We start from the raw sequence: 13,856 nt of genomic DNA, 5'->3' as shown, positions 1-13,856 counted from the left end.
GGTGTGAGAGACGATGAATACAACGGGAAGACGGTTGTTTCGATATGCTCTGCTGTACAAAAAGCCGATTCTGGCGGCGCTCTTGCTGCTGGCGCTGGCGGTGTGCGCGGAGCTGGTGGGGCCGATCTACGCGAAGCGGATGATCGACGACCACATCATGGGGATTCAAAAGACGTGGTACGAGACGCAGAGCCGGGATCGGTTCAGCGTCGAGTATGACGGCAAGCGGTATAAGAACGAGGATCATTTCGCGGCCGGGGAGAGCAAGGGAGCTCCGGCGCGCGTACTCCAGGTAGGCAGAGGCTATTATTTCATCCATGATCCGGTGGCGGTAGAAGGCCGAATGGCGGTTCGGGATGGGATATTGACGGTGACGCCGGATCGGGGAGCCGCGGCGGCATATCCGGCCGTACGGCTGACGGCCGGGGAGGTGTACGCGTTCTACCGGCCGGAATTCCGGGGCCTGATGTCGCTCGCCGTGACGTATTTCGGATTCCTGCTCGCGGGAGCGGCGCTGACCTTCGGCCAACGGTATATTCTGCAAGTGTCGGCGAACAAGATCATCTACCGGATGCGCAACGACGTGTTCTCGCACATCCAGCGGCTGCCGGTCCGCTATTTCGATAATTTGCCGGCAGGCAAAGTCGTCTCGCGGGTGACGAACGATACGGAAGCGATCCGCGAGCTGTACGTGAACGTGCTCGCCAACTTCTTCTCCGGCGTCATTTTCATCGCGGCGATCTTGGGGGCGCTGTTCGTGCTCGACTGGCGGCTCGCGCTGATCTCGATGCCGGTGGTGCCGCTTCTCTACTACTGGATCGTCATTTACCGCAAATTCGCGGCCAAGTATAACCACGTGATCCGCTCGCGGCTGAGCGACATCAACGCCATCATCAACGAATCGATCCAAGGCATGACGATCATCCAGGCGTTCCGCCGCGAGAAGCAGACGGAGAAGGAATTCGAGGACCTGAACCAGGATTACCTGGATTACCGCAACAAGCTGCTGCGCCTCAACTCGATCATGTCGCACAACCTCGTCAACGTGTTCCGGAACGCCTTTTTCCTGATCGCCTTGTGGATGTTCGCGAAGGATTGGTTCGGCGCGGCGATGACGATCGGAATGCTGTACGCGTTCATCGACTACATCGGGCGCATGATGCAGCCGGTCGTCGGGATCGTGAACCAGCTGGCCAACCTGGAAACGGCGCGCGTCTCGGCGGAGCGGGTATTCCAGCTGCTGGACGAGGAAGGCGTCGACGTGTCGGAAGAAACGATGCCGCGCTATCGGGGCGACGTTCGGTTCGAGGGAGTCACCTTCGCTTACAAAGAAGGCGAAGACGTGCTGAAAGACATCACGTTCCATGCCCGGCAAGGGGAAACGGTGGCGCTCGTCGGCCACACCGGCTCGGGCAAAAGCTCGATCCTGAACCTGCTCTTCCGGTTCTACGACGTGGAGCGGGGAACGATCCTCGTGGACGGAATGGACATTCGGGACATCCCGAAGCAAGAGCTTCGCCATCATATGGGCATCGTGCTGCAGGATCCGTTCCTGTTCACGGGTACGATCGCCTCGAACGTCAGCCTCGGGGATCCGTCGATCTCCCGGGAGAAGATCGAACAGGCGCTGAAGGACGTCGGCGCGTACGACATGTTCATGCAGCTGCCCGGCGGGATCGACGAGCCGGTGATCGAGAAGGGCAGCACGCTGTCCGCCGGCCAGCGGCAGCTGATCTCGTTCGCGCGGGCGCTGGCGTTCGATCCGGCGATCCTGATTCTGGACGAAGCGACGGCCAGCATCGACACGGAGACGGAAGCGATCATCCAGCAAGCTTTGGACGTCTTGAAGCGGGGGCGCACGACGTTCGTCATCGCGCACCGCCTGTCGACGATCCGCGCGGCGGACCAAATTCTCGTGCTGGATCGCGGCCGGATCGTGGAGCGCGGCAACCACGACGAGCTCATGCGGATCGGCGGCAAGTACCACGCGATGTACCGGATGCAGCTCGGCGGCGCCGAGGTCGTGGCGTAATCGGATGATCGGATGAAGAGGCGGGGGAGTTCGCTTTGACATTGCAGCAGTTGAAATACGCCATCGAAGTGGCCGGGCGGGGATCCATGAACGAGGCGGCCAAACGCCTGTTCATCTCCCAGCCCAGCCTCTCGAACGCGATCAAGGAGCTCGAGGCGGAGCTGGGCATCACGATTTTCGAGCGGTCCAACAAAGGGATCGCCCCGACCAAGGAAGGCTCGGAGTTTCTCAGCTACGCCCGGCAAGTGGTCGAACAGGCCGAATTGCTGGAGAACCGCTACCTGAACGCCAAGCCGGCTCCGCAGCATTTTTCGGTCTCGACGCAGCATTACGCTTTCGCGGTGAACGCCTTCGTCCAATTGGTGCGGGAGCACGGGCTGGACGAATACGAACTCACGCTGCGCGAGACCAAAACCCACGAAATCATCGAGGACGTCAAAAGCTTGCGCAGCGAGATCGGCATCCTCTATCGGAACGAGTTCAACGAGAAAGTGATCAACAAGCTGCTCAAAGCCGCCCATTTGGAGTTTCACCCCCTGTTTACGGCCAAACCCCACATTTTCATCAGCATCCGCAATCCGCTGGCGAAGCTGCCGGTGGTCACGTTGGAGCAGCTGAAGGAGTATCCGTATCTGTATTTCGAGCAGGGGGAAAACAACTCGTTTTATTTCTCCGAGGAAATTCTGAGCACGGTGTCCCATCCGAAAAGCATCCGGGTGAGCGACCGGGCGACGCTGTTCAATTTGCTGATCGGGCTGAACGGGTATACGATTTCGACCGGGGTGCTGAGCGCCGATCTGAACGGCAACCAGATCATTCCCGTGCCGCTGGAAAGCCAGGAGTCGATCCGCGTCGGCTGGATCTCCCACCGCCACGTGCCCCTGTCCAAGCTGGGGGCCGCCTACGTAGAGGCGCTTCGGCAGGCGATCGGGAATTAGGCGGAAGCCGACAAAGTAAAAGCGAAGCCCGCGGTTTCGACCATGCGGGCTTCGCTTTTTCACGTTTTGCGGAGTTATTCCGCGAACAGAGGAGCGACCGCCGGATAAATTTTTTTGAACTTCCCGTATTGTCGGTCGTAATACGCGCGCAACGCTTCATCCGGCGCGAACGTTTCCACGGTGCCCAGGCCCTTGTACTTCCGGCAAATGGCCGCGAAATCCCCGCTCCAGCCGGCATGCCGGAATCCGAGGGCGGCGGCGCCGAGCGAAGGCAAGTACTGCGAATCTTCCGGAACGGCGATCTCGCAGCCAAGCGCGTCGGCCAATATCCGGCACCACGACTTGCTCTTCGCGCCGCCTCCGATGAGCGTGACGCGGAGTGAGGCATCCGACGGTCGTCCCGCGACCAGTTCGAGCAGTTGGCGCATCGAATAAGCCACACCCTCCAGCACGGCGGTTCCCATGCGCTCCTTGGTCGTCGTCGGCTTCAAGCCGATGAAACATCCCGAGGCGTTGGCGTCCTGGACGGGACAACGCTCGCCGTTCAAATAGGGCAGGAACAGCACGTCGTCGGTGCCGCGTTCCGTCTGTTCCACCGATCGGTCGAATTGCTTGTAGGACAACAAGTCCGCCCGGCCGCCTCCGAACGTGCTTACTGCCCACTGGTGCGCGTTGCCCGCGTTGGAGAGCGGAGCGATGGCGATCTGCCGGCCTTCTTCAACGTATGCCAAGTTGAACGCTCCGCTGCGCACGTCGATGTAACCGGACGTCGCGCTTGCAACCCAGCCGGTCGTGCCCAAGTAGGCGTAGATCTCGCCGTCCTCGTACACGCCCGCTCCGAGCGTGGCGGCTCCGGCGTCGCCGATTCCGCACAGCACCGGGGTGCCCGGCGCGAAGCCCGTTTCCGCGGCCCCCTCCGCGTGGATCGTGCCGACGACTTGATCGGAAGGCACGATCGCCGGCATTTTGTCCGCCGTCACGCAGCTGCGGTCCAACCAAGCGTTGACCCATGCGCGGGTTCGCGCATCCATGCAGCCGGTTGTTGCTGCCGATGTCGGGTCCGTCGCGCATGCGCCCGTCAGCCGGGCGACGACATAGTCCTTCGAGCTGACGAGGAAACTTTTGGCCGCGCGGAACGTCTCCTCTTCGCGCTCCTTCAGCCACAGGATTTTGGGGAACGTGAGCGAACCGTCCATATGGTTTTCCGTCCGTTCGTGGATCCGGTCTTCCCCGAGCTCCGCGATGAGGCGCGCGGACTGCTCTGTCGCCCGCCCGTCCGCGTACAGGATCGCGGGTCTCAGCGGCCTCAGGTCGTCCCCGACGGGAATGCAGTCCTGCATTTGGCCGCTGAACGTCAGCACGCCGATATCGCTTGGTTTGATGCCGACTTTGAACCAGGAAGCCGCGATCTGCTTCACCGCGTCGTACCATTGCTCGGGTTCCTGCTCGACGAAGTCGCCGTAGCGCAGAACCTTCAGCTCGACGTTTTTCTCCAGGAAAATGCCCGCGTCCGAAGTCACCAGCATTCCTTTGACGTTCGTCGTGCCGATATCGAAGGAAGCGATATATTTCATCTGTTCAACTCCTTGTCGGATCGCGCCGTCTCCAGTTTCATTTCGGCAACCAGCCGGTACAGGTAATCCTTCTCCCGGTTCTCGCAGCAACGGACGAGAACCGATCCGACGACGGCCCCGTCGAAGCCGCTGTCCACGGCTGATCCTACCCGGTCCGGCGTTCGGAGGCCGAACCCGGCGACGATCAAGCCGCCCGGCAAGTGGGGGCGGATCCGATCGCACAACTTGCCCAAGCCTTGAACGCGGGCGAGCGGATCGCCCGTCGTGCCGGAGTAGGACTGGGCGTAGATGATCGTTGCCCCGTCGCAAGTCCGGCGGATCGCCTCTTCGTCCATCGAGCTGTTGATGAATCGGACGACGTCGATGCCAGCCGGTCCAAGCTCGTTTTGCAGCCGGATCTGTTCTTCCAGGGAGCAGTCCGGCAGCACGAGCGCGTCGATCAGCTTCTCTTCCGCCAAGCTCCGGTACAGCGCCTCCTCGACGAGCTCCCGTTTGTAGCCCATCGCCCAGATCGGGCTCGAAACCCCGCGGCGGATTCGCCTCCAGAGCGGGAGCAGCCCCTCCGAAGCGGCGGCGCCCGCGTCCAGCGCCCGCTTGTGAGCCCGCTTGATGACTTCGCCGTCGACGTAAGGATCGGGGCTCGGAACGCCGAGCTCGATGATGTCGATGCCGGCCTGCACGCTCGCCTGAATCATTTCAAGGGATTCCTCGGCGGTCGGGTCTCCCGCGACCAAATAGCCGATAAGCAATGCTTCCCCTCTCTCTTGGGCTGCGCGATAAGTTTCTGCGTTAAAGGGGTTATGCAAGATTTTCAGCGTCATGCTTTCCCTCGCCCGAGCTTCTGCATGATAACGGCCGCGATCACGATGCAGCCCGTGATGACGTCCTGCATGAACGTCGGCACTTCCAAGATCGTGAGTCCGTTGGCGAGTATGCCGATAATAGCGGCGCCGACGAACGTCCCCCAGATGTTCGGAACGCCTTCCTTAAAGGAGGTCATGCCCAGAAAAGCCGCCGCGTACGCGGAGAGGAACAGCCCGTCCCCGGCCGTCGGATGCGCGGAGCCGAGACGGGAAGCCATCAGGATGCCGGTCAAGGCCGCCAGCACCGCGCACAAAGCGAACGCCATGTTCTTGTTCTTCTCGACTTTCACGCCCGCGACGCGCGATGCGGACTCGTTGCCGCCAACCGCATACAGCTTCCGGCCGAAAGCCATGTGCGACATGACGTACCAGAAAACCAGCGTCAACAACAGCATGATGAAAGACAAGACCGGAATGCCTGCCCACTCGGTCTGCCCCAAGTAACGGAAGCCGTCCGGGATGTTCTCGAACACGGTCGCCCCGCCGGTCAGGCGGAAATTCAATCCGCCGAGAATCGTGCCCATCGCCAGCGTGGTGATGAAGGACAGGAGGCGGAACCGCGTGACGATCCAGCCGTTCACGAAGCCGATCGCGAAGGCGACGGCTATCGGAGCGAGAAAAGCCAGCCAGATCGGATACCCCGCGACCGCCATTTTGGCGGCGAAGACGCCGCCGAAGCTGGCGACGGCGCCGACCGACAGGTCGAACTCCCCTACGGACATGACGAGCGTGGCGCCGAGCGCGATCATGACGAGAAACGAGATTTGGCGGCTGATGTTGATCGCGTTGTCGATCGTCGCGAACGAATCCGGACTGAGCAGAGAGAACGCCAAAATGATCAGTATCCCCGCGGCGACCGTGCCGTAGGTGCGGATGAGCTTCACGTAGGGTATTCCCGCGCGCGCTTCAACCATGATGTCCACTTCCTTTTCCGTGACTGTAGCAATAGCCGAGCACCTGCTCGGCGGTTACGCCGTCGTTGTCCAATTCGGCCACGATACGGCGGTCGTGAAGAACGTACAGGCGATCGGAAATATCCAATACCTCTTGAAGGTCCGAGGATACGAACAGCACCCCGCAGCCCCGATCGGCTTGCGTCTTCAGCAGGCGGTGGATTTCCTCGCGCGTCATGACGTCGACCGCTTGGGTCGGTTCGTCGCACAGGAACAAGACCGGATTCGAGAGCAGCGCTTTCGCGAAAACGACTTTCTGCTGGTTGCCCCCGCTCAATTGGCCGACCGGTTGCTCGGATCCCGCCGCTTTTACATCCATGTGTTGCATCCACGCGGCCACTTCCGCCCGTTCGGCACGGGAACGAAGCTTCAGCCGTCCCGAGAAACGCTTCAATACCGGCAGCGTCATGTTCTCCCGGATCGACATGCCCAGAATGAGCGCGTCGCGCTTGCGTTCTTCCGGAATCAGGACGACTCCGTTCTCGAGCGAGCGGTTCGGCGTCGGCGCGTTCGACCGGCGCCCCGCAATCGCGATGCTGCCGTCCTTGAGTTCCCGCAAACCGTAAATCGCCTCAAGCAGCTCCGTCCGTCCGGCGCCCGCCAAACCGAAAATGCCGACGATCTCCCCCTTGCCGACGTTCAGGCTGACGTCCCGGACCATGCCGTCTTTCGTCGACAGGCCGTTCAGCTCGAGTGCCCGTTCCCCCGTCTGCGCCTTGCCCGATCTTTTTTGCGACTTTTTCACTTCCGCGTTGCTCATGAGCCGGACCAAGCTGTCCTTATCCGTCGTCTCCGTCACGACAGTGGCGACCTTCTGCCCGTTGCGGAACACCGTAATCCGGTCCGAAAGCCGGAAAATTTCATCCATCCGATGGGACACGTACAAGATCGCCGTGCCTTGGGCGGTCAACCTGCCAATCAGGGCGAACAGCCGCTCCGCCTCCTGATCGGTAAGCGAAGCCGTCGGCTCGTCCAATATGAGCAGCTGGCATTCGAGCATCATGGCCCGCAATATTTCCAGCATCGTTTTCTCGGGCGGGGACATCCGGTCCGCGGTTTTGTTCAGGTCGATCTCGACGCCGAAATCGTTCTTCAGCTGTTCCGCGCGCCGCTTCATCGCTTTCCAGTTCACGCCGATCCGCGATTTGTTCGCGGGATAATCCAAGCCGAGGAACAAATTTTCGTACCCGGTGAAAGAAGGAACGAGGTGCCGGTCCTGATGCACGACGTTGATGCCGATTTTCCGGGAAGCCGCGGGGCTCGGGATGTCGACCTTCGCGCCTTTCCATTCGACCGTGCCGGCATCCAGCGTATAGACGCCCGTCATGATTTTGATAAACGTCGATTTGCCCGCTCCGTTCTCTCCGACGAGCGCGTGCACTTCTCCCGGCTCGATCTCGATGCCGACGCCGGAAAGCGCGTAGTGCTGCCCGAACACTTTATCCAGTCCTTCGACTTTCAGCAGGGTCAATGGGTAACCCTCCTTGCTTTACGAATTGGGCGGAACGCCGATTGTTGCCGGTATGCGCAGGTATCGGCGCCCCGCCGCCGGGGCCATGCCTTAAAGCCGATTACCCGTTGTCTTTTGTAATCAGGCTGGCCGGAGCGTACATCTCGGTAGCCTCGGCCGCTTGGCCCGCGAATACCCGTTCCATCTGTTTCACCACGATCTCGGTCATGCCTACGAAGTTCTGCTTCACGGTGGCGACGAGCGGAGAGCCTTTCTTGATCATGTCGACCGCTTGGCTGTTGCCGTCGATGCCGGTGACGACGATGTTCTTGCGTCCGGCGGCTTCGATCGCTTGCGCCGCCCCGATCGCCGGTTCGTCCCATCCGGCCCATACCGCGGTGATGGAGCCTTCGTCTTTGTTGGACAGCAGCAGGCTCTCCATCTGCTTCCGGGCGTTCTCGATCGGGCCCGGCACTTCGACTTGCTGCTCCGTCACTTTGGAGATATTCGGCTTGTCCTTCAGCAATTCGTCCAGTTGCACGGTGCGGGCCAGGACGCCCGGATGCGGACGGTAAGTCAGGATGACGAGCTTGCCTTGGTCGCCGATCGTCTTGAAGAGATATTCGGAGATCATCTTGGACATTTCTTTGTTGTCGCTCGTCGCGTTCATGACCATGCCCTCGATGTAGCCGGAGTCCGCGCCGAATACGGGGATGTTTTTCTCCTTCGCGCGCTGGATTTGGCTTTTCAATTGATTCGGGTCCGTACTGACGAGCACGATCGCGTCGGTCTTGGACGAGATGACGTCTTCCATGCGGCTGGCGAGCTGTCCGACGTCGCCTTTCGTGTCGACGACGTTCGCTTTCCACCCCTTCTCCCCCGCTTGCTTCTTGAGCGACTCGACCATCTCGTTCGTCGTGACGGACGACAGGTAGGGCGTCAGGATCGAAATCGTCTTGGAACCGTCTTTGCCGCCGGATTTTCCTCCGCATGCGGTCAACGCGATCGTCAATAAAAGCGCTGTCAAAACCAAAAATCCTTTTTTCATGAACGGAAATGCCTCCTTAGGATGATGGTGAGAACGATTGCGCCCCCGCGCGCCGCGGGAACGCCTGCCCGGCTTAGCGGGCAGGATGAATGCGATGCCATTCCAACAGATGCTTGGCCGTATCCATGTCCGTGACGAGCACGTCCATGCACTTGCCTCTTAAAGCGGACACGATCGCTTCGACTTTATCGTCGCCGGCGGCGACGGCGATGACGTTCGGGATGGCCTTGATCTCGTCAATGGCAAGTCCGATCATTCGGTTCTCCCCGTCGTAATGGACTCTTTTCCCCGCCTCGTCGAGGAACGAAGTGGAAATGTTGCAGACGGCTCCTTTCCCCTGCACGCCCTTCATTTCTGCGCCGCTGAAATAACCGGACCTGACAATCGTCGCCTGCTCGGTCACCTGACCGATCCCGATCAGCGCCAGCGACGCTTTCCGGGCAGCCTCCAGCACGCCCGCGATCTCCGATTCGTTCAGGAACAAATCCCTCGCCTGAGGCGACGCCACGACGGCCGGCGCGTTCAGCAGCAGATGGCGGGCATTGAAATGGTCCGCGAACATGCGGGCATTCGAATTGGCATGCCAGGCGCCGCCGTCCGACCCGAATCCGCCGATCATGGGCACGAACTTGACGTCCTTGCGCCCGATGTATTGCATTTCCTTGCCGACGGACGCGATCGTGCGGCCGGCCATGATGCCGACGACATCGCGATCCTTGATCGCGCTCTCCAGCAGGGCCGCTGCGGCGCGAGCGACCTGCAGGTCGATTAATTGGCGGTCGGCGTCCGGCACGTGCACGACGATGACGTCGTGGATGCCGAACGTCTCGGCGATGGCCCGCTCGTACGCCTGCTCCTCCGAATACGGGTTGCGGATGTTGATCTGCACGATGCCCTCCGACTTGGCGGCCGCGAGCATTCGGCTGATCTGCGGCCGGGAGATGCCCAGACGCTCCGATATTTCCTGCTGGTTCAACCCGTCGATGTAATACATCGTGCTGACCTTCACCAACAACCGCTTTTTCTCTTGTCTGGCGTCATTCACAGCGCGCCGCTCCCCCCTCCTTTGAACATTTGTTCAAGTATGAATTTTTGTTCTGGATTTATCCTACTACGAAATGAAAGGGGTTGCAATAACAATTTTCGCGAAATGGTTCATGGAAACTTAAGCAGGTCTACAACTTTATGATCGAAGAACTATAGCCTTTGGCTATATCCAGATATAGAAATAATGAGTTACCTTATAACGCGCCGCTCATGCTATTCTTCCTATCAAATCCAGATGAAGGGGTAGATGGGGATGGCGATCGGCAGCGTGCTCGGTTACCCGCGCATCGGCGCGGACCGGGAATGGAAAAAGGCGCTTGAGGCCTACTGGGCCGGCCGGCTGGAGGAATCGCAGCTGCATGGGGTGCTGCGGCAAATCCGTTTGGACCACTTGCGGAAACTGCAGGAAATAGGCGTGGGGCTGATTCCGGTGGGCGACTTCAGCTACTACGACCAAATGCTGGACACGGCCGCCATGCTGGGCGTGATTCCGAAACGCTTCGGGTACGAGGGCCGGGGTGCGGTGCCATTGTCGGCGTATTACGGGATGGCGCGGGGAACGAAAGAAGCCGTCGCCTGCGAAATGACGAAATGGTTCAACACGAACTACCACTACATCGTTCCGGAGCTGGATCGCGGAATCGAACCGAGGCTGACCGAAAACAAGCCGTTGGCGGCCTACCGGGAAGCGAAGGAAGCGCTGGGGATCGAAGGCAAGCCGGTGTTGGTCGGTCCGCTCACGTTCGTGAAGCTGTCGAAAGGTTATGAGCGGTCCGAGACCGATGTCTGGCTGGACCGGCTGCTCCCGCTTTACGTTCAGGTGCTTCAGGAGCTGGAGCGGGAAGGCGCGGTCTGGATCCAAATCGACGAACCGATTCTCGTCACGGACATCGAGGAAGAGGATGTCTCCCGCCTGCGGCGGATATACGGGGCTTTCGCGTCGGCTGCTCCGGGGCTGAAAATCATGCTGCAAACGTACTTCGAGTCGGTGGAGCGCTACCGGGACGTCGCGGCGCTGCCGGTCAGCGGGATCGGCCTGGATTTCGCGCAAGGACTCGAAGGGAATTTGGCGTCGCTTCGCGAGTACGGGTTTCCCGAGGACAAGGTGCTCGGGGCGGGCGTGATCGACGGCAGGGGCATCTGGAAAGCGCCGCTTCGCGATCGGCTTCGGCTGCTGGAGGAACTCGCGGACGCGGCGGACCGCGATCGCCTGATCGTGCAATCGTCCTGCAGCCTGTTGCATGTCCCGGTGACCGCGGCATTGGAGACGAGGCTGCCGGAGGAACTGAAGAACGCGCTGGCTTTCGCGGACGAGAAGCTGGACGAGATCGTGCTGCTGGCCCGTGCCTTGTCACTGGGCGAGGATAAGGTTGCAGAAGAATTGGAAGCGGCTGATCATCTGATTCGCGAGCTGGGCCGGTTGGAGGAACGTTATCGTGCCGACGTCCGGGAGGCGGTGGACGCCATCCGGCAGGAGCAAGGGAGTCGCAGGCCGTTCGCCGAGCGCCGCGGGATCCAGCAAGAGAAATGGAAGCTGCCCTTGCTGCCGACGACGACGATCGGCAGCTTCCCGCAGACCGACGAGGTGCGCAGGGCGCGCCGGTTGTGGCGGAAAGGCGAGTGGGACGAAGATCGGTATTCGGAATTCATCCGCGGGCAAATCGACGAGTGGATCCGCCTGCAGGAGGACATCGGCTTGGATGTGCTTGTGCACGGCGAGTTCGAGCGGACCGACATGGTGGAATTTTTCGGAGAGAAGCTGGCGGGTTTCGCGTTTACGTCGAACGGGTGGGTGCAGTCGTACGGTTCGCGATGCGTCAAGCCGCCTATCATCTATGGAGACGCGGCGTTCCGGAATCCGATGACGGTCGGGGAGACCGCCTATGCGCAGTCGCGCACGGACCGCCCCGTGAAAGGCATGCTGACCGGGCCGGTGACGATTTTGAACTGGTCGTTCGTCCGGGACGATCTGTCCCGCGAGGAGATCGCCTTTCAACTGGCTTATGCGCTCAGGCAGGAAGTCGAGGCGCTGGAGGCGGCAGGCATCGGCATGATCCAGGTCGACGAGCCGGCCGTCCGCGAAGGATTGCCGCTGAAGGAGCGGCAGCGCGGCGCGTATCTGGATTGGGCGGTCCGGGCGTTCCGGATCGCGACGGGCACCGTCCGGGACGAGACGCAAATCCATACGCATATGTGCTACTGCGAATTCCGGGACATGTTGCCGGCCATCGAAGCGATGGACGCGGACGTCATCTCGATCGAGGCTTCGCGCAGCCACGGCGAATTGATCGGCAGCTTCGAAACGTTCGCCTACCGGCAAGGCATCGGCTTGGGCGTCTACGATATCCACAGCCCCAGGGTTCCGGATGTGCGGGAAATGGCCGACATGATCGACCGCGCCCTTCGGGTGCTGGACCCGGGGCTGTTCTGGATCAATCCGGATTGCGGCCTGAAAACCCGCGGGCGGGAGGAGACGGTCGCCGCGTTGCGCAACATGGTGAAGGCCGCCGGGGAAGCACGCGCGAAATCCTCCGAGGAGTCGCAGCGATAAAGAACGGTGGGGCAAGGGCGAACGCCGCGTTTTGCGGATATTCCTTTACAGGAATATTCGAAAAGGTGTATCCTAATAGCATACCGCGAACTCCCGGCCGCGGATCCGCCCGGGAAGATTCCTTAACGCCAGCCTAGACGTCAGGGAACCCAGCGGCCTGGCGAACCTCCCGAGCTCCGGGGGGTCGTTCCCCGTTCTTTGACGACATCCATTGTAAGGAGTAGATGTGGGTATGAACGCTACGACATTCAGCGCGCTTGCCGAGCCGAACCGTCTGGATATCATCGAGCTTCTGCGCGACGGTCCGATGCCCGTCGGTGAAATCGCGGACCGGCTCGAGCTTCACCAACCGCAGGCCTCCAAGCATCTGCGGGTGCTCAGCGACGCCGGCCTGGTCGAAGTGCAGCCGGTGGCGAACAAGCGCATCTATAAGCTTTGTCCCCAGCCGTTCCTGGAGATGGACGAATGGCTCGATTCGTTCCGCCGGGCTTGGGAGGAGCGGTTCGACCGCTTGGACGATTACTTGCGGGAGCTTCAAGGGATGGAGAAGAAGCCCGACAACGGCGGGAAATAACGAGAAAACGGCAGTCCGGGACGGAAATCCGCGGAACTGCCGTTTTTATTGATGTCGCGATACGCTGCGATGAATCGCGGATCGGCTGGCGTTCACCCTAACGGACATAACGGCCGCTATTTAACAAAAAAAGGTCATCCTCGAAATGTAACGGACAGAGTTGTCCTTAACGACAAAGAATCGCTCCGACAAGCAGTGTTTTTTTCAAATAAGGGCTGCTGTGTCCATTAGAACGCGAAAGGTCGATCATTCTCCACAATAGCGTCCGCTATGTCCCTTAGCATGATCGCCAACGGATAAGGGCAGCGAGCAGTTTGTTTATTTGGACGATGGTATCGTCGAACTTTCGCTCTATGACGATGGCCCCGCCAGCTTCTCCTGGATTTGCCCCTCGTATTCGGCGAAGGCCGCCGATCCGTGCCAGCCGCGCTCGGACATCATCGACTGGTAGCGCAGCTTCCGCACCGAGAGCTCGCTGCGGAGCTTCGCGCGTTCCGTCTCGTCCCGGCAAGCGGCAATGAGATCCTCGAGCGTGAGCATGTCTTTGCGCAGCTGCATCTCCTCCGGCAGCACGCCGGCGTTTTTGAGCATTTTGAAGCCGAGGCGAAGCTCTTCCGGCACGCCTGCCATGTCATCCTCCGGCGGCAGGGGCTGGCCCTTGCCCGGCAGACGGTCGAATTCGCCGCGGCGAATCGAATCCTGGATCTTCTCTTCGGCGATCGAAGCGATGAACCACATGTCGCATCCGCTCCTTGGCACGGGAAGCCGGCGATGTCTCCGATCGCTTGCTCCCGCCGTTTATGCCCGCATTATACCACTCCGTAAC

At 60.6% G+C, this 13,856-nt stretch carries 11 protein-coding genes; 4 read left to right on the top strand and 7 right to left on the bottom strand.

The genetic code is table 11. The features are described from left to right. The first annotated feature begins 13 nt into the window (after positions 1-13). Both PTZ19_RS18070 and PTZ19_RS18065 read left to right on the top strand, forming a co-directional pair. Positions 14-2,032 carry an ABC transporter ATP-binding protein gene (locus PTZ19_RS18070; RefSeq protein ID WP_276356484.1) on the top strand — a complete coding sequence of 673 codons (2,019 nt, stop codon included), beginning with the start codon at positions 14-16 and terminating at the stop codon, positions 2,030-2,032. Positions 2,033-2,067: 35 nt separating this feature from the next. Beyond that, positions 2,068-2,970, top strand: a complete 903-nt coding sequence (locus PTZ19_RS18065) for a LysR family transcriptional regulator (protein ID WP_276356483.1) — start codon at positions 2,068-2,070, stop codon at positions 2,968-2,970. Positions 2,971-3,044: 74 nt separating this feature from the next. On the opposite strand, the gene PTZ19_RS18060 is transcribed toward PTZ19_RS18065, so the two are convergent. The 6 genes from PTZ19_RS18060 to PTZ19_RS18035 all read right to left on the bottom strand — a co-directional run bounded on the left by PTZ19_RS18060 (position 3,045) and on the right by PTZ19_RS18035 (position 9,903). Beyond that, positions 3,045-4,544 (bottom strand): xylulokinase, encoded by a 1,500-nt coding sequence (locus PTZ19_RS18060; RefSeq protein WP_276356482.1) that lies wholly within the window; start codon positions 4,542-4,544, stop codon positions 3,045-3,047. After that, positions 4,541-5,365, bottom strand: coding sequence for a tryptophan synthase subunit alpha (trpA, locus tag PTZ19_RS18055; RefSeq protein ID WP_276356481.1), 825 nt, complete (start codon positions 5,363-5,365; stop codon positions 4,541-4,543). The genes PTZ19_RS18060 and trpA overlap by 4 nt, the downstream gene beginning before the upstream one ends. Beyond that, positions 5,362-6,321, bottom strand: coding sequence for an ABC transporter permease (locus tag PTZ19_RS18050; protein WP_276356480.1), 960 nt, complete (start codon positions 6,319-6,321; stop codon positions 5,362-5,364). Before PTZ19_RS18050 ends, trpA begins: the two co-directional genes overlap by 4 nt. Next, positions 6,314-7,831 carry a sugar ABC transporter ATP-binding protein gene (locus tag PTZ19_RS18045; protein ID WP_276356479.1) on the bottom strand — a complete coding sequence of 506 codons (1,518 nt, stop codon included), beginning with the start codon at positions 7,829-7,831 and terminating at the stop codon, positions 6,314-6,316. The genes PTZ19_RS18050 and PTZ19_RS18045 overlap by 8 nt, the downstream gene beginning before the upstream one ends. A 100-nt stretch (positions 7,832-7,931) precedes the next feature. Beyond that, the gene (locus PTZ19_RS18040) at positions 7,932-8,858 is read right to left on the bottom strand and encodes a sugar ABC transporter substrate-binding protein (protein ID WP_276356478.1); all 927 of its coding nucleotides are present in this window, start codon (positions 8,856-8,858) and stop codon (positions 7,932-7,934) included. 73 nt (positions 8,859-8,931) lie between these two features. Further along, positions 8,932-9,903: a sugar-binding transcriptional regulator gene (locus PTZ19_RS18035; protein WP_276356477.1), complete on the bottom strand. Its 972-nt coding sequence runs from the start codon at positions 9,901-9,903 to the stop codon at positions 8,932-8,934. A gap of 255 nt (positions 9,904-10,158) precedes the next feature. Between PTZ19_RS18035 and metE the strand changes: the two genes are divergently transcribed. Beyond that, on the top strand, positions 10,159-12,456 hold the full coding sequence (metE, locus tag PTZ19_RS18030; protein ID WP_276356476.1) for a 5-methyltetrahydropteroyltriglutamate--homocysteine S-methyltransferase: 2,298 nt from the start codon (positions 10,159-10,161) through the stop codon (positions 12,454-12,456). A 232-nt stretch (positions 12,457-12,688) separates the two neighbouring features. Continuing rightward, positions 12,689-13,030: an ArsR/SmtB family transcription factor gene (locus tag PTZ19_RS18025; protein WP_276356475.1), complete on the top strand. Its 342-nt coding sequence runs from the start codon at positions 12,689-12,691 to the stop codon at positions 13,028-13,030. Between the two features lie 351 nt (positions 13,031-13,381). Here the strand turns inward: PTZ19_RS18025 and PTZ19_RS18020 are convergent, their stop codons facing one another. Continuing rightward, positions 13,382-13,768, bottom strand: a complete 387-nt coding sequence (locus PTZ19_RS18020) for a DnaJ family domain-containing protein (RefSeq protein WP_276356474.1) — start codon at positions 13,766-13,768, stop codon at positions 13,382-13,384. Between the last annotated feature and the right edge of the window lie 88 nt (positions 13,769-13,856).

The sequence above is a fragment of the Cohnella caldifontis genome, assembly GCF_029360585.1.
Classification (GTDB): domain Bacteria; phylum Bacillota; class Bacilli; order Paenibacillales; family Paenibacillaceae; genus Cohnella; species Cohnella caldifontis.
The sequence above is the reverse complement of the archived record's forward strand: the minus strand, read 5'-3'. Positions and strand labels throughout refer to the sequence as shown.

Excerpts from the sequence above, each read along its gene's own strand:
- PTZ19_RS18025 (WP_276356475.1), top strand. The coding sequence starts at position 12,689 with ATGAACGCTACGACATTCAGCGCGCTTGCCGAGCCGAACCGTCTGGAT.
- PTZ19_RS18070 (WP_276356484.1), top strand. The coding sequence starts at position 14 with ATGAATACAACGGGAAGACGGTTGTTTCGATATGCTCTGCTGTACAAA.
- metE (WP_276356476.1), top strand. The coding sequence starts at position 10,159 with ATGGCGATCGGCAGCGTGCTCGGTTACCCGCGCATCGGCGCGGACCGG.
- PTZ19_RS18060 (WP_276356482.1), bottom strand. The coding sequence starts at position 4,544 with ATGAAATATATCGCTTCCTTCGATATCGGCACGACGAACGTCAAAGGA.
- PTZ19_RS18040 (WP_276356478.1), bottom strand. The coding sequence starts at position 8,858 with ATGAAAAAAGGATTTTTGGTTTTGACAGCGCTTTTATTGACGATCGCG.
- trpA (WP_276356481.1), bottom strand. The coding sequence starts at position 5,365 with ATGACGCTGAAAATCTTGCATAACCCCTTTAACGCAGAAACTTATCGC.
- PTZ19_RS18020 (WP_276356474.1), bottom strand. The coding sequence starts at position 13,768 with ATGTGGTTCATCGCTTCGATCGCCGAAGAGAAGATCCAGGATTCGATT.
- PTZ19_RS18050 (WP_276356480.1), bottom strand. The coding sequence starts at position 6,321 with ATGGTTGAAGCGCGCGCGGGAATACCCTACGTGAAGCTCATCCGCACC.